This window comes from Paracoccus stylophorae, assembly GCF_028553765.1.
GTDB lineage: Bacteria > Pseudomonadota > Alphaproteobacteria > Rhodobacterales > Rhodobacteraceae > Paracoccus > Paracoccus stylophorae.
Genome location: NZ_CP067134.1, coordinates 2,284,272 through 2,309,599, shown reverse-complemented (window position 1 = coordinate 2,309,599; position 25,328 = coordinate 2,284,272). Strand labels below are relative to the sequence as shown.

Genomic DNA, 25,328 nt, shown 5'->3' with positions numbered 1-25,328 from the left:
ACAACCGGCGCGATAGGTAATGGAAAACAAGACCTTTTCGTGAGTTCCTGGCCCCATGTCCGACATTTCCGACCTGATCCTGACCCTGACACCCGAAGACGGTTCTTCCATCGGCAATGGGGCCATGCTGGCGCTGCTGCGCGAGCAGATGCCCGAACTTGGCGACGACGACTACATCGCCGCGCGCGATGCGCTGATCGATGAGGGCGTGCTGGGGCGTGGAAGGGAGCGTGGCGGGTCGATCTTCCGTATCGCCGACGATCTGGACGACGAGGGTGAAGACGACCTGGACGAGGGTGGCGACGACGAGGATGACGGGTTCGAACTGACCTTCACCGAGGAAGGCGCGCCGCGCCAGCGACGGGCCGCCGGCAAGAAGAAGGCCACCCGCAGGCCGGACGGGCCGGTGCAGGTGCTGAGCTACCGCCATGGCGAGACGCGGGTGAACAACCCCGAGGTCGGGATGGTCCATGCCGGCACCGATCCCGATGGCGACAATACGGTCTGGGCCTATGACCCGCATCTGGACCCGGTGCTGAACTTCGACAGCGCGCGGGCGGGGATCGAACGGCTCATCGACGATGCGCTGGCCAGCGAGGATCCGGAGCGGATGAGGGACGCGCTGCAGGAGCTGAAGCGGCTGCAGGCGCCCTATCTGAACTGGACGGGCAAGGCGGAGCGGACGAGCGTTGAGGTCGATACCGTCTCGCTCCATGTCCATGAACGGGTGGACCCGGCGACGATCCTTGCCAATGCAGCCAAGCGGATGAAGGGCACGGACTCGGCGACGCAATGGCGGCAGCCGGACCTGTTCGCGGCGCCGTTCGAGAACCTGCCGCTGCGCCAGGCGCTGGATTTCTACCACCACGAAAAGGGCTGGTCGAACCGGCTTGTGGCCGGAGACAGCCTGCTGGTGATGAACTCGCTCCTGACCAAGGAGAGCATGGGCGGCAAGGTTCAGATGATCTACATCGACCCGCCTTATGGCATCAAATACGGGTCGAACTTCCAGCCCTTCACGAACAAGCGCGACGTGAAGGACCGCTCGGACGCCGACCTGACCCAGGAACCCGAGATGATCAAGGCGTTCCGTGACACTTGGGAACTCGGCATCCACTCCTACCTCACCTATCTGCGCGACCGGCTGATGCTGGCGCGGGAACTTTTGACCGAGAGGGGGTCGGTATTCGTGCAGATTTCGGATGAGAATTTGCACCACGTCCGAGAGTTGATGGATGAGGTATTCGGCCCTAAAAATCTTGTCAGTGTAATCACGTTCAAGAAGACAACTGGCGCCGGTAGCCCAACAGGCGGAACGAACGTCCTTGCTGCAACCAACGACTATATCGTTTGGTATGCAAAGGACATTCAGCGCGTCAAATACCGGCAGCTCTACCTGACGCGTGGCGGTGAAGGGTGGGTAAACTACAACTATGTTCGCGATGAACATGGTGAGCATCGCCGCATGACCAAGCCCGAAGGTCAGGATTGGAGCGCATTGCCCGAAGGCGCGACCGTCTATCGGCGCGACAATCTGACTTCTACGTCATCTTCAGGGGAAGCTGCTAATCCGTTCGATTTCTTAGGTCAGAGTTTCTCTCCCTTTCCCGGTGGTTGGAAAACGTCTTTAGCGACTGGTATGCCGCGTCTGTTTCGCTCCGAGCGCATGGAAGCCTACGGGAAAACACTCGCATATCGCCGTTTTGCTACGGACTTTCCTTGGTTCAAGATCACCAATCTCTGGGACGACACGGTGACGGGTGGCTTTGCCGAGAGTCGCTACTACGTCGTTCGAACAGGTGCCAAGGTCATAGAACGCTGCATGTTGATGACCACCGATCCCGGCGATCTGGTGCTCGATCCGACCTGCGGCTCCGGCACCACCGCCTTCGTCGCCGAGAAATGGGGGCGGCGCTGGATCACCTGCGACACATCCCGCGTGGCGATCACGCTGGCCAAGCAGCGGCTGATGACCGCCAGCTTTGACTATTACGCCCTGCGCCATCCGCAGGACGGGCTGGGCGGTGGCTTCGACTATGAAACCGTGCCGCATATCACGCTGAAAAGCATCGCCAACAATCCCGACATCGACACGATTTACGAGGAAGATCACCCGAAGATCGCGGCGGCACTGGCCGACCTCAACGCCGCGCTGGCAAAGGCCCCGCCGAAGCCGCTCAAACCAGCTCAAGGAGCGCGCAAGGGCAAGCCGGTGGACTTCGCCAGGGGCGACAGCCTGCACGAATGGGAGGTGCCCTTCGACTGGCCCGACAACTGGCCCGAACCCGCCCGCGCCGCTTTCGATGCCTTCCACGCCGCCCGGCAGGCGATGCAGCGCCGCATGGACCAGTCCATCGCCGACCATGCCGAACAGGAGACGCTCTACGACAAGCCGCGCATCGACAAGTCCAAGCTGCGCATCTGCGGGCCGTTCTCGGTCGAGGCGGTGCCGGCGCCGACCGTCCTATCGCTGGACGAGAGCATGCCGCCGCAGGAAGCCGACGAGACCGTCGCCCGCTCCGGCGAGACCTCCCGCCAGGCGCTGTGGCGCGACGAACTGCTCAAGACCGGCGTGCGCGGCAAGGGCGGCGCCATGCTCCGCTTCGCCGAGTTCGAGACGCTGCCGGGGTTGAAGTACATCCATGCCAGCGGGTCGCTGGCAGAGACGGGCGAGCGCGTCGTCGTCAGCTTCGGCCCCGAGCACGCGGCGCTGGAGCAGCGGCAGGTGGAACTGGCGCTGACCGAGGCCGAGACCCTGCGCCCGTCGCCGAAATTCATCCTGTTCTGCGCCTTCACCTTCGACCCCGAGGCCGCGAAGGACATCGACGAGGTGAACTGGCCGGGGGTCACGCTGCTCAAGGCACAGATGAACACCGACCTGCTGACCGAGGATCTGAAGAAGAAGCGCGCCTCGAACCAGTCCTTCTGGCTGATGGGCCAGCCGGACGTGGAGCTGCGTAAGCGCAAGGACGGGCTGTGGGAGGTCGAGGTCAACGGCTTTGACTATTTCGACCCGAAGGCGGGTGACCTCGTGTCCGGCGGCAAGACGCAGATCGCGATGTGGTCGCTGGACGTGGACTACGACAACCGCTCGCTGATGCCGCACCAGGTGTTCTTCCCGATGGCGGATGCAAAGGGCGGCTGGAACCGCCTGCGCAAGACCGTGAGGGCAGAGCTGGACGAAGACCTGCTGGAGCAGTTCCACGGCACCGTCTCGCTGCCCTTCGAGGCGGGCGACAACCGGCGGATCGCGGTCAAGATCGTGGACGACCGCGGGATCGAGTCGCTCAAGATCATGCCGCTGGAGGGATAAGCCCATGTCCCTCATCATCAATTCGCCCTTCGTCTGTCCGGCGCAGCATTGGGTCGAGGCCAAGGGCGGAAATCTGGAGATCAAGCCAGAACGGCGGCCTGCGAGCTATGAGGTTTTTGACGCGCGCAACAACACTAAGCGCACCGAGGTGCTTGATCTGGTGAACACGATCCGCACCCGCGTGGATCAGTGGCGCGACGACGGTTGGCCCGGCGTGACCATCGTTACCCGCAAGCTGCTGGAGCACTGGCACGACCGTGAGGCGCGGCAGCATCCATTCTATTTCTGCCAGCTCGAGGCCATCGAGACGCTGATATGGTGGGTCGAAGGCGCCGAGGCCTACAAGCAGGGCATCGCGATCCCCGGCGATGGCGGTGTGTGGGAGAGGCTCTGCAACAAGATGGCGACGGGCGCGGGCAAGACCACGGTGATGGCGATGATCATCACCTGGCAGGTGCTGAACGCGCTAACCTATCCGAAGCGGAACAAGGATTTCAGCCGCGCCGTGTTCATCGTGGCACCGGGGCTGACCGTGAAGGAACGGCTGCAGGTGCTGCTGCCCAGCGAGGGCAGCTACTATGACGAGTTCAACCTTTGCCCGTCCGAGGCCCTGCGCCAGAAGCTGAACCAGGCTGAGGTGCTGATCGAGAACTGGCACACGCTGATGCCGCTGAAGGAAGCGGAGCGATCCGTGGTGAAGAAAGGGCGCGAGTCCGACGAGGCCTTCACGCGGCGCGTGCTGGGCAAGCTGGCGGCGCACAAGGATATCATCGTCATCAACGACGAGGCGCACCACGCCTATCGCAAACCGCCCGAGGTGAAGATCAGCAAGAAGCATGCCGAGGAGCATGGCATCGACCTTGACGAGGCGACGCGCTGGATCGAAGGCCTCGACCGCATCCACAAAACCCGGCGCATCCAGCGCTGCTTCGACCTCTCGGCCACGCCCTTCGCGCCGACTGGCAAGAAGAGCACCGATACGGCTCTGTTCGACTGGATCATCTCGGATTTCGGCCTGAACGACGCGATCGAGGCCGGGCTGGTGAAGACACCGCGCGTCGTTGTCCGCGACGATGCGGTTCCGGACGCCAAGACGCTGCGTTCCAAGCTCTACCACATCTACCGCGATCCGACCGTTTCCGAAGACCTGAACCGCAAGGCCGAAGCGCATGAGGCGCTGCCAAAGCTGGTCCAGGACGCCTATACGCTGCTCGGCGCCGACTGGCGGGAGACCCGGGCGCAATGGCAGGAGGCCGGGCATCATTCTCCGCCGGTCATGCTGACGGTCTGCAACCGCACCGAAACCGCAGCCCGCATCGAGACCTATTTCAACAAGGGCGATGCGCACTGGCCCGAATTGCACGCACCGACCCGAACGCTCCGGGTCGATTCCAAGGTGCTGGAGAAGGCTGAGATCGGCGAGACCGCGACCTCCGACAAAGACTACGAGGCGCGGCTGAAGGCAATCATCGACGCTGCGACCATCCCCGAGACCCGCCGCCAGCAGTTCCGCGCCCTGAAGAAGGAAGAACTGCTGCGTGAGATCGTGGACAACGTCGGGAAGCGGGGAGCGGCCGGACAGGATCTGCAGAACGTGATATCGGTTGCGATGCTGTCGGAGGGATGGGACGCCAAAAACGTCACGCACATCATGGGTCTCCGGGCGTTCACCTCCCAGCTGCTCTGCGAACAGGTCGTCGGGCGCGGATTGCGTCGGGTGTCCTATGACACGGACGAGAATGGTCTTTTCCTGCCCGAATACGTCAACGTCTTCGGTGTGCCGCTTTCCATTTCGGAAACTGGCGAAGGCGGGGAAGCTCCGCCGCCTCCCAAGCCGACCACCCAGATCGAAGTCGTGCCCGAGCGGGCTCATTTGGAACTTCGCTGGCCGAACGTGCTGCGGGTTGAAACGGTCGTGAGACCGCAGCTGACCATGGACTGGTGCAAGGTAGCGCCGCTCGTGCTCGACCCTGCCAGCACGCCGATCAGCGCGGAATTGGCTCCTGCGCTCGGCGGCGCGACCGATATGGGCAAGGTGACAGCCATCGACCTCGAGAAGCTGCCAGACGGCTTCCGCCTGCAACGTCTCGTCTTTCAGGCAGCACGGAAGGCCTTCGCCGAACTCAGCCACGGCTTTTCGGGTAGCCATGAGTATCTCGCGGCGCAGCTGGTCAGGATCGTCGAGGCGTTCCTCAACTCCGACCGCCTCGACATCCCGTCGCTGTTCCACTCTGACCCGCTTCGGCGGCGGATTCTGATCGCACTCAACATCGACCTTGTCGTTCAGCATGTGCTGAGCAACGTGACCGAGCAGAACACGGAGCGCCTGACGCCGGTGTTCGACGAGGAAAACCCGATCGGCGCCACCGGCCAGATGCGGACCTGGTACACCACCAAGCCCTGCTTTCCGACCACCAAGTCGCATATCAGCCATCTCGTCGGGGATTCGTCCTGGGAGGGACATGCCGCCAACATCTTCGAGAAGCGCGAAGACGTCATCGCCTATGCCAAGAACGATCATCTCGGCTTCCAGATCTATTACATGTGGGCCGGTTCACGGCGCCGGTATGTTCCGGATTTCCTCGTGCGTCTTGCCAGCGGCATCATTCTGGCGCTTGAGATCAAGGGCACCGACAGCCCCCAGAACAAGGCCAAGCGGGACGCGTTGAACGAGTGGGTGAAGGCGGTCAACGCTGCGGGCGGCTTCGGCCACTGGGCATGGGATGTCGCATTCAAGCCCTCGGAAATTCAGGACATTGTCACAAAGCACTCCGCCGTTGTGGAACCCGTTGCATAATGGGATCCGGCGACCATCCGTCGAGGCCTGACCTGACCGCGAATGGCTATCTCGGCGGTTTGGCTTCCCCGCCGGCGATAGTCGCAAGAGAGGCCTCATCCAGCTTCGGTTCGTCCCATCGTTCGGCGACGGCAAGCCAACGGTCGAGGTGGTCTCGGAACCCCGCGTCGTCAGCCTTGAGGTGAAAGGTGTAGAGCCGGTCGACGATCTGTCGCATCAGGTTTCGCATCTGGTCGTCGTCGAGATGGGACGCGTCAGACCATGGAATCTGGCGGCCGTCGGCATCGGTGATGAACACGTCCGAATAGTCGCCCGTGTGGGTGACCGGGACAGTCCCCGCGTGCAATTCCTCGATCCCCGTGTTGCGCACACAGATCATCGCCATCAGTTTCGCCAGCCGGGCAGCGATGCGTTCTTCGTCGGCCGGTTTCATGGTTCGGACCTCTTTGGATCGTTCGACCGCTTCACGAACAATTCGGCGAGAGCCGCCTCCGCTCGGGCCAGTCCGACTTCCGTCAGGGCCAGCGATTTCGCCTTGCCGATGGGATCGTGGATAAGCCCCTTGGCGTGCAGCCGGTCGGTGATCGACCAGTCGATCCCTTTCCAGACTCGATTGCCGTCATGGAGCGTCAGGCTGAGGATCGCCAGCGCCGCGTCGTCGAGCTTGCCGGTGTCGAGGTCCGGTTCCGCCATGTATGGGCTCCTTCACCGACAGGATGGCGTCGTCTCCGGAAATTCTCAATGGCGGAAGGGGCTTGCGCGACTGGAGGGGGAGGGAAAGAGTTGGATTTCTGTTCCTTTCCACAAGTGCCACTGACATCGAAGAGTTTAGGTGGAGCAGGGGACTATCCCTATACTTTCAAATGGTTAGGGGCTATAGACTAAATGGGCGCAGTCGAGAGGTCCGGAGAATATGGGCTCTTAGAGAACGTGCCCGGCTGCTTTGGCGAGGACGCCAGTGCAAAGCCCTTCCGACATAACCCTCGAAAACAACGGAAAAATCCGGCCGCCGCCGGATTGAGAGAACGCTTTCGCGAGGGCAAGTGGCGGAGGGGATGGGACCGGGGTCGAACGTTCTCTGACACCTAAGCCATTGTCATATCTGATTACAATGATGTTTGAACAATTATTCGCTACCAGTCGCGACTGGTAGCGAAACGGATGAACTGCGGCCGTGACAGCTTCTTGCAGAACAGCACGGACCCGTCCGCCACGGCGCTATTCACCTGAAGCACGCATTCGGTGCGACGGAACGGTCGCGCTTGAGTTGCGCATCATTCTTGCTACTTTGGTTGGGCGCGCAAACTATCGAGAAGGAGTTCGTCATGCAGGGCGATCTTCGAGTACAACGCTGGGTGCTGATATCATCGTACCGACGCTATCTCGAGGCTGACCGCGCTTGGACCTTGGCTCAGCGTGATGCGCAATCATGGTTTCCTGCCAGCCAGCGGTCGAAAATCGCGACCGTTGGTGATCCCGGATCGAGGGTCAGGCGCAGCTATGAAAGACGCGAAGAAGCATTGCAGCGACTCCTGCTGGTGCGCGCCAAGCTGGAACGGGCGCGACAGCGTCTTGAGAAACAGCAGCGGCAGCGCGAGGTTGAAATGCGGGTTCTTCTGCTGACCGGTTAGATCGTCCCGCCAGGTCCGACATGGGCTTGGTCAGTACGATTTGAGGCAGTTTCAAGTGCAGTCGCCATCGCGAAACGTGTTACACCACGAAAAAGGCCAATGGCATGCGGGCGATGGTTTTCGACGGAAGCAAGCCGGAACTCGACCTTCGGAATGTGAAGATTCCCGCTCCGAAAGCCGACCAGGTTCTGGTTCGTATCGAGGCTTGTGGCGTCTGCCGCACGGATCTTCACGTCGTCGACGGCGATCTGAAAGATCCGGCGCTTCCGTTGATCCCGGGCCACGAGATCGTCGGGCGCGTCGAGGAGACGGGCAACGCCGTTTCGAACCTGCGGCGCGGCCAACGCGTCGGAGTGCCTTGGCTCGGCCATACCTGCGGCAAGTGCGATTATTGCGCCTCTGCCCGCGAAAACCTCTGCGACGCACCGGGCTTCACCGGCTACACGATCGATGGCGGCTATGCCGAATATTGCGTCGCGGACGCGCGTTTCGTCTTTCCCTTACCCGAGCGGACCGAGGCTGCCGCGCTGGTGCCGCTGCTTTGCGCTGGTCTCATCGGCTATCGCAGCCTCAGGCTCGCAGGTGACGTGTCGCGCCTTGCGATCTACGGCTTCGGCGCGGCAGCGCATATTCTGTGCCAGATCGCGCGGCATCGGCGGATCGAGGTTTACGCCTTCACCCGCGACGGCGACACGGCGGCACAGGACTTCGCCCGCCGCCTCGGCGCCGCCTGGGCCGGTGGATCGTCGGAGCGGGCACCGGCGCCGTTCGATGCGGCGATCATCTTCGCGCCGGTCGGCGAACTGGTTCCCACCGCGCTGAAAGGCGTCCGCAAGGGCGGGCGGGTGGTCTGCGGCGGCATCCACATGACCGACATTCCGGGCTTTCCCTATGCCGATCTCTGGGAGGAACGCGCGATTCTCTCGGTCGCCAACCTGACCCGGGCAGACGGCGACGAGTTCTTTCCGCTGGCCGCGGATGCCGGCGTGAAGACCGAAGTCGTGAGCTATCCACTCGAGCGTGCGAACGAGGCTCTCGCCGATCTGCGAGAGGGGAGATTGCAGGGCGCGGCGGTGCTCATACCGTGATTGCGGGCACGCGGCAGCGGTCGTAGATTTCGCAGAAAGGAAACTCGGTTACTCGCGTGATCCTTCGCGTTTTGACGCATCCAGCACGAGTAGGCGATACTGGTTGATTTCGTTTCGAAACAGGTGCGCGCAATGGCACGAATTCCCCTTCGATACATGGCCATTCTCGCCAGCGTCGCGTTTCTCGTCCTCGGAAATGGCCTTCAACAGACGCTGATCGGCCTGCGCGCCGGCGTCGAGGGCTATGCCGAGGAAACCGTGGGCGTGATGATGTCCGCCTATTTCGTGGGCTTCGTGCTGGCCTCGGTCCATGCGCCGCGCGTCATCCAGCGGGTGGGGCATATCCGCGCCTTCGCGGCCTTCGCCTCGGCCGGCTCCGCCTTCGCGCTGTGTTTCGCGATCTTCGTCTCGCCCGGCGTCTGGATCCTGCTGCGGGTGCTGCAGGGAGCCTGCTACGCTGGCATGATCATCGTGGTGGAGAGCTGGCTGAATGCCTCGGCCGAAGCAAGCTGGCGCGGGCGGGTTCTCGCGATCTATTCGATCGTCATGTACGCCGCCTGGGCGATCAGCCAGCCGATGGTGGCGCTGGCGCCGGTCTCGGGCTTCGTGCTTTTTGCGCTGGTGTCGATCTGCCTGTCGCTGGCGCTGGTGCCGATCACGCTCAGCCGGGCGGGCGATCCGGGCGTCGTGCTGGCCACGCGCGTCGGCCTCCGGCGCCTGCTGGCGATTTCGCCGACGGCACTCAGCGGCGCCTTCGTGATGGGCGTGGCGGTCGGCGCGTTCTTCGGCATGGGGCCTGTGGCCAGCCAGCAATCTGGTTTCAGCGACGCGCAGACCGGCACCATCCTGTCGGCGGCGCTGATCGGCGCGCTGGCGTTCCAATGGCCCCTGGGATGGCTGTCGGACCTGATGGATCGGCGCGTCATCATCTTCGGGAGCAGCGTGGCGGGGGCCGTCGTGGCGGTCCTGTTCGGCGGGACACTGGCGCAAGGGGGCGAATTTTCGGCGATCCTTCTCGCTTTCCTGTTGGGAGGGGCGTTGATGCCGCTCTATTCGATCTGCCTGGCGGAGGTGAACGACCGGATCGCGGAGAGCGAGTTGATCGCCGCGGCAAGCGCGTTCGTGCTGGTCTACGGGGTGGGATCAGCCGTCGGACCTTTCGCCGCCAGCCTGATCATGGGACAGATCGGGCCTTCGGGCCTGTTTGCCTTCGTCGGCGCGGTGCTGGGCCTCTTCGCGGCCTTCGATGCCCTACGCATCCGGCAGCGGGAAAAGACCGATGCAAGCGCCAAGCAGAGCTATGTGGCCACACCCAGCACCAGCCATGCCGTCCTGCCCCTGCACGAGCACGGTCCCGACCGGGCCGAGGGCGAGGCCGCGCCGCGCTGACGTGCCCGTCAGGCGGCCTCGGCGGGGCACACCACCTCGGCCTTGATGCGTTTCAGATCGGCATCCTCCAGCGTCTCGCGTTCCAGCAGCTCGGCGGCGCTCTTTTCCAGCAGCACGCGGTTGTCCTGCAAGAGCGCGACCGTGCGTTCGAAGATCGTGTCGATCACCTCCTTCACTGCGTGGTCCATCCGCTCGGCGGTGGCGTCGCTGTAGCGGCGATTGAGCCACGAGCCTTGCTCGGTCTGGCCGAGGAAGGTCGGGCGGTCGCTGTCATAGCTGACATGGCCGAGGTCTTCGTCCATGCCGTAGCGCGCCACCATCGAACGCGCGATGTCGGTGGCGCGGGCTAGGTCGTCCGAGGCGCCGGTGGAGAGATGGTCATAGATGATCTTTTCCGCCGCCCGCCCGCCCAGCAGCACGGCGATCTTGTTCTCCAGTTCCTCGCGGGTCATCAGGTAGCGATCTTCGGTGGGGCGCTGGATGGTGTAGCCGAGCGCGCCGATGCCGCGCGGGATGATCGAGACCTTGTGCACCTCGTCGACCCCCGGCAGTGCCATGCCGACGATGGCATGGCCCATCTCGTGATGCGCCACGATCTCGCGCTCGCGCTCGTTGAGGCGGCGGTTCTTCTTTTCCAGCCCGGCGACGATGCGTTCGACGGCCTGGGTGAAATCCTGCATCTCGACCTTTTGCGCCTTGCGCCGGGTGGCCATCAGCGCCGCCTCGTTGACCAGATTGGCAAGATCCGCTCCGGAGAACCCGGTCGTGAGCGCCGCGATCTGGTCGGGATCGACGCTGTCGGCCACCTTGATCTTCTTCATGTGCACCTTGAGGATCTGCACCCGCCCGGCGCGGTCGGGCCGGTCCACCAGCACCTGCCGGTCGAAGCGGCCCGCCCGCAGAAGCGCCGGGTCGAGGATTTCGGGCCGGTTGGTGGCGGCCAGCAGCACCACGCCCTCGGACGGATCGAACCCGTCCAGTTCGGTCAGAAGCTGGTTCAGCGTCTGCTCGCGTTCATCGTGTCCACCCGGCGTCTGGCCGGCCGAGCGCGAACGGCCCAAAGCGTCCAGTTCGTCCACGAAGATGATCGCCGGGGCGGCTTTCCTTGCCTGCTCGAAGAGGTCGCGCACGCGCGCCGCGCCGACGCCAACGAACATCTCGACGAATTCCGAGCCCGAGATGGAATAGAACGGCACCCCCGCCTCGCCCGCCACGGCGCGGGCCAGCAGCGTCTTGCCGGTGCCCGGCGGGCCGACCAGCAGAACGCCCTTGGGCATGCGCGCACCGAGCCCGCCGTAATGTTCGGGATCCTTCAGGAACTCTACGATCTCCTCCAGTTCCTGCTTGGCCTCGTCGACGCCGGCAACATCGTCGAAACTGACCTTGGTGTCGCTTTCGACATAGATCTTGGCGCGGCTCTTGCCGATCGACATGAAGCCGCCCATGCCCTGCTTCTCGGCGAACTTGCGGATGAAGAAGATCCAGATGCCGACGAAGACCAGCGCCGGCAGCACCCAGGACAGAAGCGTGGTGAACCACGTGTTCTCGACCGCGCCGGTGAAGGTGACGTCGTGGCCTTCGAGCCGGGCCGCCATGTCCGGCGGCACGGTGGCAGTCACGAAACCGGTCTTGCCGTCCTGCGGGCTCTTGAAGGTGCCGCGGATCGTGTTGCTGCCGACAACGATCTCGTCGATCTGGCCCTCGTCCAGATAGCTCTCGAACTGGCTGTAGGGGATGGACTCGATGGTCTGGGTCTGGACCCAGAGATCGCGCAGCAGCACGACGCCGAAGATGGCGAGGAATACATACCAGATGTTGATCTGTGTCTTCTTGTCCATCCGCGCTTTCCTTCTCCGGTTGCGCTTCGCCTTCGCGCCTTCCCTTCTGACGATAAAATGACACCTCCCCTCTTGACAACAAAATGCAGCATTCCCAACTCACTGGCGCGGGATGCCGCTAAGAGGGTCCCGAAGATGGTGGCGCAACCGGTGCGTGTGCCAGCGGCAGCGCATCATCCCGTCATCGACCGCGAGGCGCAGCAACTGGCCTTGCGAATCGAAACACGTGGTCGCCATGCGTCTTCGTGCCGGATCGTCTTCGATCCTTTCTCCTTCTTTCGCGACAATCCCGCAAGCCCCGAGCGTCCGCGCCATTTCGCGGGCGAGCGGATTCATTCGGGATGGAAAAGAAGGAGGAGACAATGCTGAATATCGGATATCCAGGAACCCAGTGGGATCCCTTCGCGGAACTGCGCCAGCTGCAGTCGCAGATGAACCGCATGTTCGAAGGTTCCCCGCGCACCGCCAGCGACGGCGCCTGGCCGCCGGTCAACATGTGGCTGGGCGATGACAGCGTTGTGGTCACCGCCGAGATTCCGGGCGTGACCACCGACGACATCGACCTGACCGTGCGAGAAAACACCCTGATCATCGCCGGCAAACGCAACCCCTCGACTGACGACGAGGATGCCGCCTGGCATCGCCGCGAGCGCCCGACGGGCGAATTCTCGCGCTCGATCCGTCTGCCGCTGCGTGTGGACCCCGACAAGGTCGAGGCGCGCGCCAGGAACGGCGTGCTCGAGATCGAGATGGGTCGCCCCGATGCGGAACGGCCGCGCAAGATCTCGGTTAAGGCGGCCTGATCAACGGAAAGGAGGAAAGACATGGCACAGGAACTGAAAACCACTGGCGGCGACGTCGCCCGCACCGGCGAGCGTGATGAGCGCGAGATGAGCGGGCCGGTCTATCGCCCGGCGACCGACATCTTCGAGAAGGATGACGCGGTGACGCTGGTCATCGACATGCCCGGCGTGGCGCCGGATACCGTCGATGTCTCGGTCGAGAACCGTGCGTTGACGGTGCGGGGGGTGATCCAGGCGCCGGTGCCCGACGGCTATCGCCGGATATATGCCGAATACGCCCCCGGCACGTTCGAGCGGGCCTTCAGCCTGCCCGACACGATCGACGCGGGCGGCATCGAGGCCAGCCACCGCGACGGCGTGCTCACGCTGACCCTCAAGAAGAGCGAGGTCGCCAAACCGAAGCAGATCAAGGTCAAGGCCGCCTGAGACGGCCTGGGCCGAACGTGCGAAACGAAAGGAGGAACAACCATGGCATTCAGCGATCTCATTCCCTGGGGCCGGGACCGCAACCAGGTTTCGGACCGCCGGCAGGACGACGACAATCCGATGATGTCGCTCCAGCGCGACCTGAACCGCGTCTTCGAGGATTTCTGGGGCCGGTTCGACAACCCGTTCGGCGGCATGACCGCAGGCGGTCCGCGCACCGACATCTCGGAAACCGACGAGGCGATGCTGGTCTCGGTCGACCTGCCGGGCCTCGACGAAAACGACATCGAGGTCAATGTCACCGACGATATGCTGACGATCCGCGGCGAGCGCGAGGAGAAGACCGACAAGGACGGCTTCACCTCGCAGTCGCGGCGCAGCTTCCACCGGATGATCCCGGTACCGCCGGGCGTCGACCCTGAAAAGGCAGAGGCCGAGTTCAAGCGCGGCGTGCTGACCGTCACTTTGCCCAAGACCGAAGAGGCCAAGGCCCGCGTCAAGCGCATCGCGGTGAAGTCCGCCTGATCCCGGCACGGGCCGCGTGGCCCGTGCCTGCCCTGAGGGCCGGACCAACGCCCTCATTCGTTAGTCGATTTCATGCTGATCCGATCAACGCCCGAGGAGGAAACGAAAATGGCAAACGGAATCTGTGATATCTGCAAACGCCGCCCGGCCTCGTTCCGGGCGCAGGTCTCGGTGAATGGCGAACGCCAGATGATGGAGCTTTGCGACGAGGATTATCGCAAGCTGGCGCGTCAGCAGCGGCGGTCGGGGTCGCCGCTCGAATCGCTCTTCGGAGGCAGCTCTCTACTTGACGAGTTCTTCGGCGACAGCCCGTTCGGCGGCATGGAGAGGCGCTTTGGCGAGAGCGAGGGCCAGCGCATCCCCGTCAACCGCGGCAGCAGGCGCGGCCAGGGCGGGGCCAGCATCGCCGACCGGCTGAGCGAACAGGGCAACAAGCTGTTGCAGGAGGCCGCGCAGAAGGCGGGCGAGATGGGCCGCTCCGAGGTGGATACCGAGCATCTGCTCTTCGCGCTCTGTCACAGCGACGTGGTCAAGACGCTGCTCGACCAGGTCAAGATCGACGTGGACGACCTGCGTCGCCAGATCGACAAGGAGGCGCCGAAGGGCGAAGCCGCCCAGGAAGGCGAGATCGGCGTCAGCCCGAGGCTGAAGGACGCGCTCAACCGCGCCTTCATTGCCTCGAATGAACTTGGCCATTCCTATGTCGGTCCCGAACACCTGCTGATCGGGCTGGCCGAAGAAGGCGAAGGCCTGGCCGCCGACATCCTGCGCAAGCTGGGCCTGACGCCGCAGGCGCTGCGCCAACAAGTGACGAAGGTAGTCGGCCGCGGCGCCGAGGAGGGCCGGGTCGAGACGCCCTCGAACACGCCCGATCTGGACGAGTTTTCCCGCGACCTGACCAAACTTGCCCGCGACGGCAAGCTCGACCCCGTGATCGGGCGCGCGCGGGAGATCGAGACGACGATCGAGGTTCTGGCCCGGCGCAAGAAGAACAACCCGGTTCTGATCGGCGAGCCGGGCGTCGGGAAGACGGCGATCATCGAGGGCCTCGCACAGCGCATCGTCGCGGGCGAGGTGCCTGAAGCCCTGCGCGACAAGCGGCTGGTGGAGCTCAACATCAACTCGATGGTTGCCGGGTCCAAGTATCGCGGCGAATTCGAGGAACGCATCCAGAAGGTGCTGAAGGAGATCGAGGCCAACAAGGACGAACTTGTCCTCTTCATCGACGAGCTTCACACTATCATGGGCGCGGGCCAGGGCGGCGGCGAAGGCGGGCTCGATGTGGCCAATACCTTCAAACCTGCACTGGCGCGGGGCGAGTTGAACCTGATCGGCGCGACCACGCTCAACGAATACCAGAAGCATATCGAGAAGGACGCGGCGCTGGAGCGGCGGTTCCAGCCGGTCTATGTGGACGAACCGACCGTGGCGCAGACCATCATGATCCTGCGCGGCCTGCGCGACACGCTGGAGAGTCACCACAAGGTGACGATCACCGACGAGGCGATCGTGGCGGCGGCGGAGCTTTCCGACCGCTACATCTCGGGGCGCTTCATGCCCGACAAGGCCATCGACCTGATCGACCAGGCCGCCGCGCGGGTGAAGATCAGCGCCACGGCGCGGCCTGTGGATGTGCAGGAGCTTGAAGCGGAGGTGAAGCAAATCCAGCGCGAGCAGGATTACGCAGCCGCGCGCAAGCAGTTCGACCGCGCGGCGGAACTCAAGCAGGAGCTCGAGGAAAAGCAGACCGAACTCGACGCGCTGCTTGAGACCTGGAAGCGCGACCGTGCCTCGGCCAGCGCCGAGGTCCGCACCGATCATATCGCGCAGATCGTCTCGAAGCTGACCGGCATCCCGGTGACTGAACTCACCAGTGAGGAGCGCGAGAAGCTTTTGAAACTGGAGGAGCGCCTGCACGAGCGCGTCATCGGCCAGAACGAGGCCATCGCCTCGGTCGCCGACGCGGTGCGGCTGGCGCGCGCCGGGCTGCGCGAAGGCTCGGCCCCCACGGCCACTTTCCTCTTCCTCGGCCCCACCGGCGTCGGCAAGACCGAGCTGGCCAAGGCGCTGGCAGAGACCGTCTATGGCGACGAGGACGCGATGATCCGCATCGACATGTCGGAATACGCCGAGCGCCACACCGTCGCGCGGCTGGTTGGCGCGCCGCCGGGCTATGTCGGCTATGACGAGGGCGGGCAACTGACCGAGCGTGTGCGCCGCAGGCCCTATTCGGTGGTGCTGCTCGACGAGATCGAGAAGGCGCACGGGGACGTCTACAACATCCTGCTTCAGGTTTTCGACGACGGCCGGCTCACCGACGGCAAGGGGCGGGTGGTGGATTTCACCCACACGATCATCATCGCGACCTCGAACCTCGGCTCGGACATCATCCAGCGCAACCTGAAGAAGCGCGGCACCAAGGAGTTCGACGAGGCCAAGCAGCACGCCGAACTGATGGAGGTTTTGCGCAACCACTTCCGGCCGGAATTCCTCAACCGGATCGACGAGATCATCGTCTTCCACTCGCTGAACCGGACGGAGATCCGCGAGATCGTCGGACTGCAACTGGCGCGTGTGGCGCACACGGCCATGACGCAAGGGGTGCAGCTGGAGTTCGAGGAGTCGGTCACCGACCATTTCGCCGCCGTGGGCTTCCAGCCCGAGTTCGGCGCCCGCGAGCTGCGCCGCCTGATCCGTTCGGATCTGGAGACGGAACTGGCCCGCGCGATGCTCTCCGGCTCGGTCGAGGACGGCGACCGGGTCCGCGTGGCGTGGTCGGCCGAGGACCAGAAGATCGCCTTCGAGAAGCTGGAGGCGACCGAGACCGATGACGCGCAAGCGACGGATGAGGCCGAGACGGCCCCGCCCGAAAAACCCGATGGCGGCGATGGCGCGGCGAAGACGCCCGAGGATTCGGGCGAGGGTGACGCCGCCGCGGATGCCGAGGCCAAGCCCGGAAAGCCCGCGGCCAGCGACGAGGCGGACAAGGGAGGCGCCGACGCCGCGACATGACCCCGAGCCGGGCATGCTGGACGCATGGTCCCGCATCCCCGGCGAGGACACGGCGCAGGAGGGTAACCAGATGAACGTGACCACGGCTTTTCGCAATCTCGATTCCCACGGCCGGCACCGCGGCCCCGAGGTGATCCGCCACGAGGCCGCGTTGCTGGAGAAGCGGCTGGCGCGGTTCCGCCCCGATCTGGTGCGACTCGAGGTCACGGTGTCCCAGACGCGGGGCAAGACGCGCATCCGCGCCGATCTGAGGCTGGCCCTGCCCTCCGGCGTGCTCGCCGCGCGACACGAAGGCTTCGAGATCGAGCCGGTCCTGCGCAAGCCCTTTGCGGCGCTCACACGCCGTCTCGACCGGCATCTGTCGAAACTGAGGCGCGAGCCGGAATGGAAACGCCCGGCGCGGCGCGCGCGGATCGGGGGGCTTCTGCCGCCCGCACGGGACCGCGCCGAGGCGGACCGGCGCGCGCTCTATTTCGATCTGATCGAGGACCATCTCGATCATCTCTACAACACGGTCAGGCGCGAGCTTACCTATCTCGAAGCGAGCGACGCCGTGCCCGCGGGCCGCCTGAGCGTGCGCGGCCTCGTCGATGCCACGATCCTGAGCGGGCTCGACCGCTTCGAGGAGCGCCCGACCGAATTCTCGGTCGGCGACTGGCTGACCCGGCTGACTTACCGGACGATCGAGGCCGAGGCCCGCGCCGCCCGCCGCGCCATTCCCGACGATGTGACACCGCTGGACGAGGTGCCGGACGAGCCGATCGGCGACCCGACCGCGGCGGATCAGGAGATGTTTGATTTCTACCAGCCCGACGATCTGCTCCTGCTCGAGGATCTGGTGGCCGACGAGGACGGCGAGGAGGCCGAGACCTGGATGGCGCGGCGCGAGGCGGCGCTGGCGCTGCACCGGGCGCTGGCCGATCTGCCCGCCCTCTGGCGCAAGGTCGTCCAGCAGATCCATATAGAGGACGAAACATCGGAGCAGACGGCCGCGGTTCTGGATATTTCCGCAGAAGAGGTGGCGCGGATCGACGAGGCCGCCCGCGCCTTCCTGCACCAGCGCCTGGTGGAGGCCGGTCATGCGCCGGACAGCGTAGCGGCCACGCTGGCGGACGCGCCGGCGCACACTGCGCAGATCCCGCAGCCACTGGAGGACCGCGACCGGATCGCGGCGGCGTTGGCCGCAGACCGCGATGGCCCCTCCCATGATGCACCGAACACGCCCGCGCATGCCGGTCACTGAAAGGAGACGGAAAATGACAACGACAAATGCAAACCCGCAAAACCCCGTGGAAGAATTCCTGTGCAGCCTGTCCGAGAACTGGTGGGCCTTTGTCCTGCGCGGCGTCCTCGCCCTTGTCATCGCGGTTCTCGCCTGGCTGATGCCGGCAGAAGCCATCCTGGCGCTGACGCTGGTCTTCGGCGCCTTCGCCTTCGCCGATGGCGTCTTCGGCCTTGTCGCCGCGGTGCGCCACATGCGCCGCGAGGAACGCTGGGGCTGGCTCGCTTTCAGTGGCGTGCTCGGCATTCTGACGGGGCTCGTGGTCCTGATCACGCCCTTTGTCGCGACATTCGTGCTCGCGGTCTTCCTCTGGGCCAGCATCGCCTTCTGGTCGATCTTTTCGGGGGTGTCCGAGATCGTGACCGCGATCCGGTTGCGCAAGGAGATCGAGGGCGAGGTCTGGCTGGCCCTGGGGGGCATCGTCTCTGTTCTGCTGGGGCTTTTCGTCGTCTGGTTCCTGTTCGTCTATCCCGCGCAGAGCCTGCTGGCGCTCGGCTGGGTGCTGGCGATCTACGCCGCGATCTTCGGAATCGTCATGATCCTGCTGGGCCTCAGGCTTCGCAAGGCGAAGGGAAACGCGAGTGACGCCGCGGCGTGAACGAGCCGGTTTGGAGAAAGGAGATCATCATGTTCGACAGACGTGGACATAACCGCCCGCCATTCCGGCCGCGCATTCCTGGCATGGAGTTGCGCTCGCCCGATGTACCGATGGCGATCATCTATCGACCATCGCGCAGCGCCACCCAGTCGGGGCCGCGCCCGCGGCACTGGATCCTAGAATTCGAGCCGGCGCAGGCGGCGGAAATCGAACCGCTCATGGGCTGGACCGCGACGCGCGATCCCTACCGACCGATCCGGCTGAGCTTTCCCGATCGCGAAAGCGCGGTGGAATATGCCGAGAGGATGGATTGGGACTACATCGTCCGCGATGACGAGCGGAACTCGGCACGCCGCGTGCGGGAGCCGATCTTCCGCCCGCTCGAGCGGCTCGACGGCCCGGTGCCGCGCGTAAAGACCGGATCGCGCAAACCCGCCCCCGCAACGGAGGAGACCGATCCGGTGGTTCTGGCCTCGCTCGAATCCTTCCCTGCCTCCGATCCGCCGGCCTGGACGGGCACGACGATCGGCGGGCGATGACCCAGATTGCCGCGCGCAGGCGTCTCGGCCCGGCCGCGCGCCCACCGGCATATTTCCCCCCCAACCGGGCCGATGAACGCAGCAAGATGAAAGGAGAGAAACGATGTTCGATCAGGCGAAAAAGGCAGCGGTCAGCACCTTGGCACTGGCGACGATGCTGACCGTGACACCGGCATTCGCGCAGGACAACGAGCAGCCGCCGACATCCGACACCAATGCCGCCGTCAGCGAGCCGGTTCAGGACGAGGCGACGACGAAGGTCGACGAGAAGCGCAAGACCCTGCTCAAGGACGCGACGAGCGCGCTCGACAAGACCAAGGAGGCGCTGAAGGCACTCGACGACGGTGACAGCGATGCCGCGCTCGAGGCGCTGGCAGTCGCGACCGGCAAGCTGCAAAGCGTGGTGGCCCGCGATCCCGACCTTGCGCTGGCGCCGGTCGATGTCCAGCTTGTCCAGCGCGATCTTCTGGGCAATGTCGACGCGATCAGAAAGGCTCGTGAGCAGATCGAGGAGCTGGTCGATGACGGCAAGCTCCAGCAGGCTCGCCCGCTGATGCGGGACTTCGCGAGCGAGATCGTCGTCGAGACGGCCAACCTGCCGCTCGCGACCTATCCGGACGCGATCCTGAAAGCCACCGCCGAGATCGACAGGGGCGAGACCGAACAGGCGAAACAGACGCTGGCCACGGCGCTGAGCACGGTGGTCATCACCGAAGACACGATCGCGCTTCCCGTTCTGCGGGCGCAGTTGCTGATCGACGCGGCCGAAGATGCGCTCGGCCCGGATGATGGCACCGCGGCGGAAACCGAAGCGACCGACACCGCCTCTGCCGATGCCGAAAAAAGCGGGGAAGCCGCGACGGCGGAACCGCTGAGCCCGAGCGAATATGTCGAGGCGGCACGCCAGCAACTCGAGATCGCCGAAGCGCTCGGCTACGGCGACAAGGACGATTTCAAGGAGCTTCATGACAATCTCAACGAGCTGGACGAGAAGATCGACCTTGCCGACGATACCGGTGGCATCTTCGACAAGATCGGCGACAGCTTCATCCGGCTGAAGCAGCGGATCTTCGATTGAGGATCGTGAGATGACGGGCGGTGCCGGTATCGCGGGGACCGCCGTTCGACGGGACCGGCCGTCCCGCTCGCCATCACGTAGTGCAACGAAAGGAGTGGAGGATGGGTGAGAGCGAAAAGTACAAGTGGATATCGGCCGCTGCCACGGAGAACGAGGCAGCCGCGCCGGCGGACACGCCGGCCGAAGAGGCGGCGCCCGCCGAGGCGGAGCCTGACATGCAGGAAGAAATCGACCGCCTGACCGACAAGTGGAAACGCGCGCTGGCGGAGGCCGAGAATGCGCGCAAGCGCGCCGATGCCGCCCGCATCGAGGGGCGCGAGCACGGTATCGCCATCGCCGTCGAGGCGCTGGCCCCCGCGCTGGATGCGCTCGCGCTCGGAATCGAAGCCGCCAGGAACAGCCCCGATGCCAAGGATCCCCGGATCGTTGCGCATCTGGAAGGGCTGCGCAACATCCGCACCGCTTTCGAGACCGGGCTGAAGGCGCTCGGGGTGCGCACCATCGCGCCCGAAAAGACAGCCTTCGACCCGGCCCTGCACGAGGCGATGCAGATGCAGGAGACCGAGGAGACGGAGCCGGGACAGGTGCTCATTGTGCACCGGCCCGGTTTCGCAATCGGCCAGCGCCTGATCCGCCCCGCCCGCGTCACCGTCAGCGCGGCACCGCCGAAAGAGGCGGAGGGCTGATCCATGCTGCGGCTGGGGCTCTATCTCGGCGCCAACCTCGCGATCCTGCTGGTTCTCTCGGCGGCCTTCCGGCTGCTGGGGATCGAAGGGATGCTGCAGGCGAACGGCGTCGATCTGAACCTGACGGCGCTCTTGATCTTTGCCGCGGTGATCGGCTTCGCCGGCTCGCTGATCTCGCTTTTCCTTTCCAAACCGATGGCCAAGGCGGCGATGGGGGTTAACGTCATCGCCCGACCGCGCGATGCCACGGAACGCTGGTTATTGGAGACCGTCCATGCCCAGGCGGATCGCGCCGGGATCGGCCGGCCCGAGGTCGGCATCTTCGATCATCCCTCGCCCAACGCCTTCGCCACCGGCTGGAACCGCGACGACGCGCTGATCGCCGTCAGCACCGGGCTCTTGCGGCACATGAGCCGTGGTGAGGTCGAGGCGGTGCTGGGCCACGAGGTCAGCCACGCCGCCAATGGCGATATGGTCACGCTGGCGCTGATCCAGGGTGTGGTGAACACCTTCGTGATCTTCCTGTCGCGGCTGGTGGGGCTGCTCTTCGACCGGCTGGTGCTGCGGATCGAGCGCGGCTATGGCCCCGGCTTCTGGATCGTCTCGCTGATCATGGAGATGGTTCTGGGCGTGCTCGCAATGGCCATCGTGATGTGGTTCTCGCGCTGGCGCGAATACCGCGCCGATGCCGGCGGCGCGGCGCTGGCCGGCCGCGCCAACATGATCGCCGCGCTGGAACGGCTGAAACGCGCGCAGGACGCACCGCCGCTGCCCGAGGAGATGCGCGCCTTCGCCATCAGCGCCGGTCGCGTGCAGGCGCTCTTCGCCAGCCACCCGCCGCTGGACGCGCGCATCGCGGCGTTGCGCGCAGGTGGCAGGTGAGGTCATGGCTTTGGAAGCCGGCAGTCAAGTGCGGCCCTTCGTCAATGTCCGCGTCCCGAAAGGTGGAGAATCGCTGGTGAAGTAGCTGTTCCTTAGACGGTAAATGCCCTGCAGGTGGAGGCGCTCTCGAGTTGGCGGCAACCAACATTGGTCAGCGCGTTTGCAAGGGAGTGTCATGAAGTCTGTGTATCTGGTCCGGCCCATGCGGTTTCAGATACGGTCACGCATTGAAGCGTTCGTCGAACATGATAGCGAATTGATTGCGGGCGGCAAACCACTCTCGGACATTCCGGCCTCCTTTCTCGAAGTTGCGGATGGCCAGGTAGATCAGCTTCGTTGCGGCCTCCTCGGTTGGGAATGAGCCGCGCGTCTTGATCGATTTCCGGATTACCCGGTTCAAACTTTCTATGGCATTCGTGGTGTAGATGATCTTGCGGATTGCCGGATCGAATGCGAAGAACGGGATCACCTCCTGCCACGCCCGCCGCCATGCCGGGGCAATCGAGGCGTATTTCTTGGCCCATTTTTCCTCAAAGGCGTCCAACTCAGCAGCAGCTTGGTCGGCGGTCGGCGCGCCGTAAATCAGGCGAAGATCGGCGGCCACTGCCTTGCGATCCTTCCAGGCGCAGAAGTTCAGAGAATGGCGCACCAGATGCACGATGCAGGTCTGGACTGCAGCGTCCGGGAAAGCGGCTGTAATGGCCTCCGGGAAGCCTTTCAGTCCATCTACGACCGCGATCAGCACGTCCTGAACTCCACGGTTCTTCAGTTCGTTCATCACAGACAGCCAAAACTTGGCAACCGCGCAGAGCAGTCCGCCGCTCATCGCCGCCCCCGTTTCCAGTCATCGAGCCGCGCGTAGATCGCGACCGCTATCCCGCCGAGCGCCACGGCGATGAACACCCAGCGCAGCATGTCGAGGTACGGAACGAGCGGCAGGATGGCGGTCTGCGTTTCGGTCAGGACGCTCTGCGCCACCTCGACCCCGGCTGCGCCGAGCGTCGCCGCTCCGGCAGCCCCGCCGCCCCTCATGGTGCGGCTCTCGGCAAGCACTTCGCGTGCGGGCGGCGTCTCGGCTGCAAATGCCGTCGCCCGGACCGGGAAGCGATCGCCCCACTGCCGTGCGGGCCCCAGGTCGACATGGATGAAGCCCGATCGCGGGTAGAACCCGAAGCCGAGGAACCCGACCTCGCGCGCCGCGGCCTCGAATGCCACCGGGTCGTGGTTCGCCATGGCGATGTCGAAGGCGGCGCCGTCGAGGTGCTTGGAGCGGGTCGCGCCGCCCACGGCGCGGTTGTGCTCGAGGCTGCGATAGGCGGAACGCACGATCAGCGGCTTGCCCAGCCGGTCGCGCAGCGCTTGCAGCTTGTCGAGCGCCGGTTCGTTGATGAGCAACTTGCCGGTGCCCCGGCATGCGATCTCGGCCGGGCTGAAGTTCGGCCAGCGCCAGGTGCCCTCAGGCACGTTGCGCCAATGGCCGTGGAAGGTCGTGGTCATGGGGTCCTCCGAAAAAGAAAAACCCGCCTCAAGGGCGGGTGCGGTCACGATGATGATGGGAGACGAGGCGCGGCTACGGGCTGCCGCCGAAGATCTTGAGCTTGATGGCGATGCCGGCGAGCAGCGCCAGCATGACGCCGGTGGTGATCATGCGGACGGCGGTCTGCATGGCGGTGCGGCGCACCAGCCGGATGCAATCCACCAGGGATCGCAGGTCGCGGATGTCGAGCGCGGCCTCGTCGCCATCGAGGCCGACATCGGCCAGCGCCCGCTTCGCGCCTTCCTCGGCGGCGCGGGTCAGGATCGCCTCGAACTCGTGCTCCGGCATGCGGACGAAACCGTCTTCGGGTCTTTGGGGTGCCATGGCGCGCCTCCCTTAGCCGATTTTCGTGCCCCAGAAGGACGTGTGATCGGCGGCGAAATACCCGTCCGCGACCCGGAAATAGCCCTGCAGCTCAACGGTATCGGCCGCAGTCAGAGGCACCATGGTCTGCAGCCAAATGGCAGTGGCGAGCGAGACATGGGTGGCTGAGATTTCGCCGAGGGAGCCGCGGATTTCGGTGGTGCCGTTCAGGACCAGCCGCCCGCGCATGCGGGCCGTGGCGCTGGCGTTGACCTTGTAAAGCAGCGTGGCGCCGAAGAGGTAGGTGCCGTCGGCCGGGGCCACGAAGTGGTTGTTCGCGGCGTCGAAGGCCCCCTGATCGTTGTAGTCGGTGTTGTTCAGGCCGATCTTCGTCCAGGCCCCGACGCCGACATAGTTGTCGTAGTTCGTGTAGGCCTTGAAGCGGGGCAGCCGGGGCTGGTCGACGATGCCGGTGGCGTTGTCGACGCTCAGCCCGTCGAAGAAGGTGCTGCCGTCGGCCGAGACCGCGAGGCGGAACCGATCGGAGCCGAACAGCCCAACCAGCGCCTTGGTCACGAAGCCGGTCTGCAGCGTCAGGCCGAGATCGTCGCCGGAAGCCTCCTTGTTCATGGTGTAGAACAGATCGCCGGTGCCGCCCTCGGCCACGGTCTTTGCCGTCCAGAGCGCGGCGTTCAGCTTGGCCGAGAACGGATTCGACCCATCCGCCGTCGTGCCGAGGCCCAGCAGCGCGAGGTTCTGCAGTGCCGTGGGCGTGGTGCCGACCCAGCCCGCGCCGTCGTAGACCAACAGCAGCCCCTCGTCCTCGACCCAAGCCCGCCAACCTGTCCGCGGCGGCAGACGCAGCCACGCGCCGTCGGTCCAGAGCGCCACGTTCAGATCCCAGCCCGCCCAGTCGCCGGTGGCACCCGAGCCAACGATGTAACGGTCGCCGTCGGCGAGACTGCCCGGCGGCGCCGTCAGGCCGCGGTCGAGCACCGAGAGCTGGACGAGTCCGTCGAGGATCCGCAGCGCCTCGTTGTGGGTGACGTGCTTCTGGGCCTGCGCCGCCAGGATGTAGGGCATCAGCAGATGGGTCGTGGCGTCGGACATGGGCGGTCTCCAGAACGAAGAACGCCGCCTGTATGGCAGGCGGCGAACAGTGGCGCGGCGGTGGTGCTGACGAGCTACCCGCGCTCGGGCGTCTCCCCCGGAATCGCGGACAGAACTGGGTCGGGTTTCGCCGCGTCCCACTTCGCGGTCATCGCGGCCCAGCGATCAATTTCGGCACGGAAGGCCGGGTCATCGATACGCAGATGGAAGGTGTAGAGCCGATCGACAATCTCGCGCATGAGCGCGCGCATCTCGTCGTCATCGATCCGAGAGACCTCGGACCAGGGAATGCGGTTGCCTTCTGCATCTTGGACGATGACGTCGCTGCCGTCACCGGTGCGCGAGATGGGCGTCCGGCCCGCATGCAGGGCCTCCAACTGCGTGTTGCGCACGCAGGCCACGGCCATCACTCTGGCAAGCTGGGCTGCTATACGGTCTTCATCTTCAGGGCGCATGACCCAAGCTTACGCCGCAGGATGCGTGCTCTTCCA

At 64.8% G+C, this 25,328-nt stretch carries 23 protein-coding genes and 1 pseudogene; 16 read left to right on the top strand and 8 right to left on the bottom strand.

Going from position 1 to position 25,328, the window contains the following annotated elements; translation table 11 throughout:
- Positions 1–55 precede the first annotated feature (55 nt).
- Entirely contained in the window at positions 56–3,313 is a 3,258-nt protein-coding gene (locus JHW45_RS11345) for a site-specific DNA-methyltransferase (RefSeq protein WP_272857778.1), read from the top strand.
- Positions 3,314–3,317: 4 nt separating this feature from the next.
- The gene (locus tag JHW45_RS11340) at positions 3,318–6,110 is read left to right on the top strand and encodes a BPTD_3080 family restriction endonuclease (RefSeq protein WP_272857777.1); all 2,793 of its coding nucleotides are present in this window, start codon (positions 3,318–3,320) and stop codon (positions 6,108–6,110) included.
- A 46-nt stretch (positions 6,111–6,156) separates the two neighbouring features.
- Here JHW45_RS11340 and JHW45_RS11335 read toward each other — a convergent pair whose 3' ends face one another.
- Complete coding sequence (locus JHW45_RS11335) at positions 6,157–6,543, bottom strand: hypothetical protein (RefSeq protein WP_272857776.1); 387 nt, start codon at positions 6,541–6,543, stop codon at positions 6,157–6,159.
- Positions 6,540–6,803: a DUF6429 family protein gene (locus JHW45_RS11330; protein WP_272857775.1), complete on the bottom strand. Its 264-nt coding sequence runs from the start codon at positions 6,801–6,803 to the stop codon at positions 6,540–6,542. The genes JHW45_RS11335 and JHW45_RS11330 overlap by 4 nt, the downstream gene beginning before the upstream one ends.
- A gap of 632 nt (positions 6,804–7,435) precedes the next feature.
- Here JHW45_RS11330 and JHW45_RS11325 point away from each other — a divergent pair.
- The 3 genes from JHW45_RS11325 (at position 7,436) to JHW45_RS11315 (ending at position 10,218) form a co-directional block, all read left to right on the top strand.
- Positions 7,436–7,741, top strand: a complete 306-nt coding sequence (locus JHW45_RS11325) for a hypothetical protein (RefSeq protein ID WP_272857774.1) — start codon at positions 7,436–7,438, stop codon at positions 7,739–7,741.
- A 104-nt stretch (positions 7,742–7,845) separates the two neighbouring features.
- The gene (locus JHW45_RS11320) at positions 7,846–8,829 is read left to right on the top strand and encodes a zinc-dependent alcohol dehydrogenase family protein (RefSeq protein WP_272857773.1); all 984 of its coding nucleotides are present in this window, start codon (positions 7,846–7,848) and stop codon (positions 8,827–8,829) included.
- A gap of 132 nt (positions 8,830–8,961) precedes the next feature.
- Positions 8,962–10,218, top strand: coding sequence for an MFS transporter (locus tag JHW45_RS11315; protein WP_272857772.1), 1,257 nt, complete (start codon positions 8,962–8,964; stop codon positions 10,216–10,218).
- Between the two features lie 8 nt (positions 10,219–10,226).
- Here the strand turns inward: JHW45_RS11315 and ftsH are convergent, their stop codons facing one another.
- Entirely contained in the window at positions 10,227–12,056 is a 1,830-nt protein-coding gene (gene ftsH / locus JHW45_RS11310) for an ATP-dependent zinc metalloprotease FtsH (protein WP_272857771.1), read from the bottom strand.
- Positions 12,057–12,191: 135 nt separating this feature from the next.
- Between ftsH and JHW45_RS11305 the strand changes: the two genes are divergently transcribed.
- The 11 genes from JHW45_RS11305 to htpX all read left to right on the top strand — a co-directional run bounded on the left by JHW45_RS11305 (position 12,192) and on the right by htpX (position 21,887).
- Positions 12,192–12,425, top strand: a complete 234-nt coding sequence (locus JHW45_RS11305) for a hypothetical protein (RefSeq protein ID WP_272857770.1) — start codon at positions 12,192–12,194, stop codon at positions 12,423–12,425.
- The gene (locus JHW45_RS11300) at positions 12,419–12,859 is read left to right on the top strand and encodes an Hsp20/alpha crystallin family protein (protein ID WP_272857769.1); all 441 of its coding nucleotides are present in this window, start codon (positions 12,419–12,421) and stop codon (positions 12,857–12,859) included. The genes JHW45_RS11305 and JHW45_RS11300 overlap by 7 nt, the downstream gene beginning before the upstream one ends.
- 21 nt (positions 12,860–12,880) lie before the next feature.
- Entirely contained in the window at positions 12,881–13,285 is a 405-nt protein-coding gene (locus JHW45_RS11295; protein ID WP_272857768.1) for an Hsp20/alpha crystallin family protein, read from the top strand.
- Between the two features lie 42 nt (positions 13,286–13,327).
- A complete protein-coding gene (locus JHW45_RS11290) occupies positions 13,328–13,810 on the top strand; it encodes an Hsp20/alpha crystallin family protein (RefSeq protein ID WP_272857767.1) in 483 nt (160 codons plus the stop codon).
- Positions 13,811–13,918: 108 nt separating this feature from the next.
- Positions 13,919–16,822, top strand: coding sequence for an ATP-dependent Clp protease ATP-binding subunit (locus tag JHW45_RS11285; protein WP_272857766.1), 2,904 nt, complete (start codon positions 13,919–13,921; stop codon positions 16,820–16,822).
- Between the two features lie 13 nt (positions 16,823–16,835).
- Positions 16,836–18,065 (top strand): HPF/RaiA family ribosome-associated protein, encoded by a 1,230-nt coding sequence (locus JHW45_RS11280; protein ID WP_272857765.1) that lies wholly within the window; start codon positions 16,836–16,838, stop codon positions 18,063–18,065.
- A 13-nt stretch (positions 18,066–18,078) separates the two neighbouring features.
- Complete coding sequence (locus JHW45_RS11275; RefSeq protein ID WP_272857764.1) at positions 18,079–18,702, top strand: HdeD family acid-resistance protein; 624 nt, start codon at positions 18,079–18,081, stop codon at positions 18,700–18,702.
- Between the two features lie 29 nt (positions 18,703–18,731).
- Positions 18,732–19,241 (top strand): NADH dehydrogenase ubiquinone Fe-S protein 4, encoded by a 510-nt coding sequence (locus JHW45_RS11270; RefSeq protein WP_272857763.1) that lies wholly within the window; start codon positions 18,732–18,734, stop codon positions 19,239–19,241.
- Positions 19,242–19,344: 103 nt separating this feature from the next.
- On the top strand, positions 19,345–20,319 hold the full coding sequence (locus JHW45_RS11265) for a YfdX family protein (RefSeq protein ID WP_272857762.1): 975 nt from the start codon (positions 19,345–19,347) through the stop codon (positions 20,317–20,319).
- 101 nt (positions 20,320–20,420) lie between these two features.
- A complete protein-coding gene (locus JHW45_RS11260) occupies positions 20,421–21,005 on the top strand; it encodes a nucleotide exchange factor GrpE (protein ID WP_272857761.1) in 585 nt (194 codons plus the stop codon).
- Between the two features lie 3 nt (positions 21,006–21,008).
- Complete coding sequence (htpX, locus tag JHW45_RS11255; protein ID WP_272857760.1) at positions 21,009–21,887, top strand: protease HtpX; 879 nt, start codon at positions 21,009–21,011, stop codon at positions 21,885–21,887.
- Between the two features lie 220 nt (positions 21,888–22,107).
- Here the strand turns inward: htpX and JHW45_RS11250 are convergent.
- The 5 genes and pseudogenes from JHW45_RS11250 to JHW45_RS11230 all read right to left on the bottom strand — a co-directional run.
- Positions 22,108–22,686 (bottom strand): annotated as a pseudogene (locus tag JHW45_RS11250) (IS256 family transposase); the annotation flags it as partial.
- 23 nt (positions 22,687–22,709) lie between these two features.
- Positions 22,710–23,384 carry a YcbK family protein gene (locus tag JHW45_RS11245; RefSeq protein ID WP_272857759.1) on the bottom strand — a complete coding sequence of 225 codons (675 nt, stop codon included), beginning with the start codon at positions 23,382–23,384 and terminating at the stop codon, positions 22,710–22,712.
- 73 nt (positions 23,385–23,457) lie between these two features.
- Positions 23,458–23,748 (bottom strand): DUF6127 family protein, encoded by a 291-nt coding sequence (locus tag JHW45_RS11240; protein WP_272857758.1) that lies wholly within the window; start codon positions 23,746–23,748, stop codon positions 23,458–23,460.
- Between the two features lie 12 nt (positions 23,749–23,760).
- Positions 23,761–24,837, bottom strand: a complete 1,077-nt coding sequence (locus JHW45_RS11235; protein WP_272857757.1) for a DUF2793 domain-containing protein — start codon at positions 24,835–24,837, stop codon at positions 23,761–23,763.
- Between the two features lie 74 nt (positions 24,838–24,911).
- Positions 24,912–25,292 carry a hypothetical protein gene (locus tag JHW45_RS11230; RefSeq protein WP_272857756.1) on the bottom strand — a complete coding sequence of 127 codons (381 nt, stop codon included), beginning with the start codon at positions 25,290–25,292 and terminating at the stop codon, positions 24,912–24,914.
- Positions 25,293–25,328 lie beyond the last annotated feature (36 nt).

What these genes read in the sequence shown, in the direction of transcription:
- JHW45_RS11345 (WP_272857778.1), top strand. Translation starts at nt 56, where the DNA reads ATGTCCGACATTTCCGACCTGATCCTGACCCTGACACCCGAAGACGGT.
- JHW45_RS11340 (WP_272857777.1), top strand. Translation starts at nt 3,318, where the DNA reads ATGTCCCTCATCATCAATTCGCCCTTCGTCTGTCCGGCGCAGCATTGG.
- JHW45_RS11335 (WP_272857776.1), bottom strand. Translation starts at nt 6,543, where the DNA reads ATGAAACCGGCCGACGAAGAACGCATCGCTGCCCGGCTGGCGAAACTG.
- JHW45_RS11330 (WP_272857775.1), bottom strand. Translation starts at nt 6,803, where the DNA reads ATGGCGGAACCGGACCTCGACACCGGCAAGCTCGACGACGCGGCGCTG.
- JHW45_RS11325 (WP_272857774.1), top strand. Translation starts at nt 7,436, where the DNA reads ATGCAGGGCGATCTTCGAGTACAACGCTGGGTGCTGATATCATCGTAC.
- JHW45_RS11320 (WP_272857773.1), top strand. Translation starts at nt 7,846, where the DNA reads ATGCGGGCGATGGTTTTCGACGGAAGCAAGCCGGAACTCGACCTTCGG.
- JHW45_RS11315 (WP_272857772.1), top strand. Translation starts at nt 8,962, where the DNA reads ATGGCACGAATTCCCCTTCGATACATGGCCATTCTCGCCAGCGTCGCG.
- ftsH (WP_272857771.1), bottom strand. Translation starts at nt 12,056, where the DNA reads ATGGACAAGAAGACACAGATCAACATCTGGTATGTATTCCTCGCCATC.
- JHW45_RS11305 (WP_272857770.1), top strand. Translation starts at nt 12,192, where the DNA reads ATGGTGGCGCAACCGGTGCGTGTGCCAGCGGCAGCGCATCATCCCGTC.
- JHW45_RS11300 (WP_272857769.1), top strand. Translation starts at nt 12,419, where the DNA reads ATGCTGAATATCGGATATCCAGGAACCCAGTGGGATCCCTTCGCGGAA.
- JHW45_RS11295 (WP_272857768.1), top strand. Translation starts at nt 12,881, where the DNA reads ATGGCACAGGAACTGAAAACCACTGGCGGCGACGTCGCCCGCACCGGC.
- JHW45_RS11290 (WP_272857767.1), top strand. Translation starts at nt 13,328, where the DNA reads ATGGCATTCAGCGATCTCATTCCCTGGGGCCGGGACCGCAACCAGGTT.
- JHW45_RS11285 (WP_272857766.1), top strand. Translation starts at nt 13,919, where the DNA reads ATGGCAAACGGAATCTGTGATATCTGCAAACGCCGCCCGGCCTCGTTC.
- JHW45_RS11280 (WP_272857765.1), top strand. Translation starts at nt 16,836, where the DNA reads ATGCTGGACGCATGGTCCCGCATCCCCGGCGAGGACACGGCGCAGGAG.
- JHW45_RS11275 (WP_272857764.1), top strand. Translation starts at nt 18,079, where the DNA reads ATGACAACGACAAATGCAAACCCGCAAAACCCCGTGGAAGAATTCCTG.
- JHW45_RS11270 (WP_272857763.1), top strand. Translation starts at nt 18,732, where the DNA reads ATGTTCGACAGACGTGGACATAACCGCCCGCCATTCCGGCCGCGCATT.
- JHW45_RS11265 (WP_272857762.1), top strand. Translation starts at nt 19,345, where the DNA reads ATGTTCGATCAGGCGAAAAAGGCAGCGGTCAGCACCTTGGCACTGGCG.
- JHW45_RS11260 (WP_272857761.1), top strand. Translation starts at nt 20,421, where the DNA reads ATGGGTGAGAGCGAAAAGTACAAGTGGATATCGGCCGCTGCCACGGAG.
- htpX (WP_272857760.1), top strand. Translation starts at nt 21,009, where the DNA reads ATGCTGCGGCTGGGGCTCTATCTCGGCGCCAACCTCGCGATCCTGCTG.
- JHW45_RS11245 (WP_272857759.1), bottom strand. Translation starts at nt 23,384, where the DNA reads ATGACCACGACCTTCCACGGCCATTGGCGCAACGTGCCTGAGGGCACC.
- JHW45_RS11240 (WP_272857758.1), bottom strand. Translation starts at nt 23,748, where the DNA reads ATGGCACCCCAAAGACCCGAAGACGGTTTCGTCCGCATGCCGGAGCAC.
- JHW45_RS11235 (WP_272857757.1), bottom strand. Translation starts at nt 24,837, where the DNA reads ATGTCCGACGCCACGACCCATCTGCTGATGCCCTACATCCTGGCGGCG.
- JHW45_RS11230 (WP_272857756.1), bottom strand. Translation starts at nt 25,292, where the DNA reads ATGCGCCCTGAAGATGAAGACCGTATAGCAGCCCAGCTTGCCAGAGTG.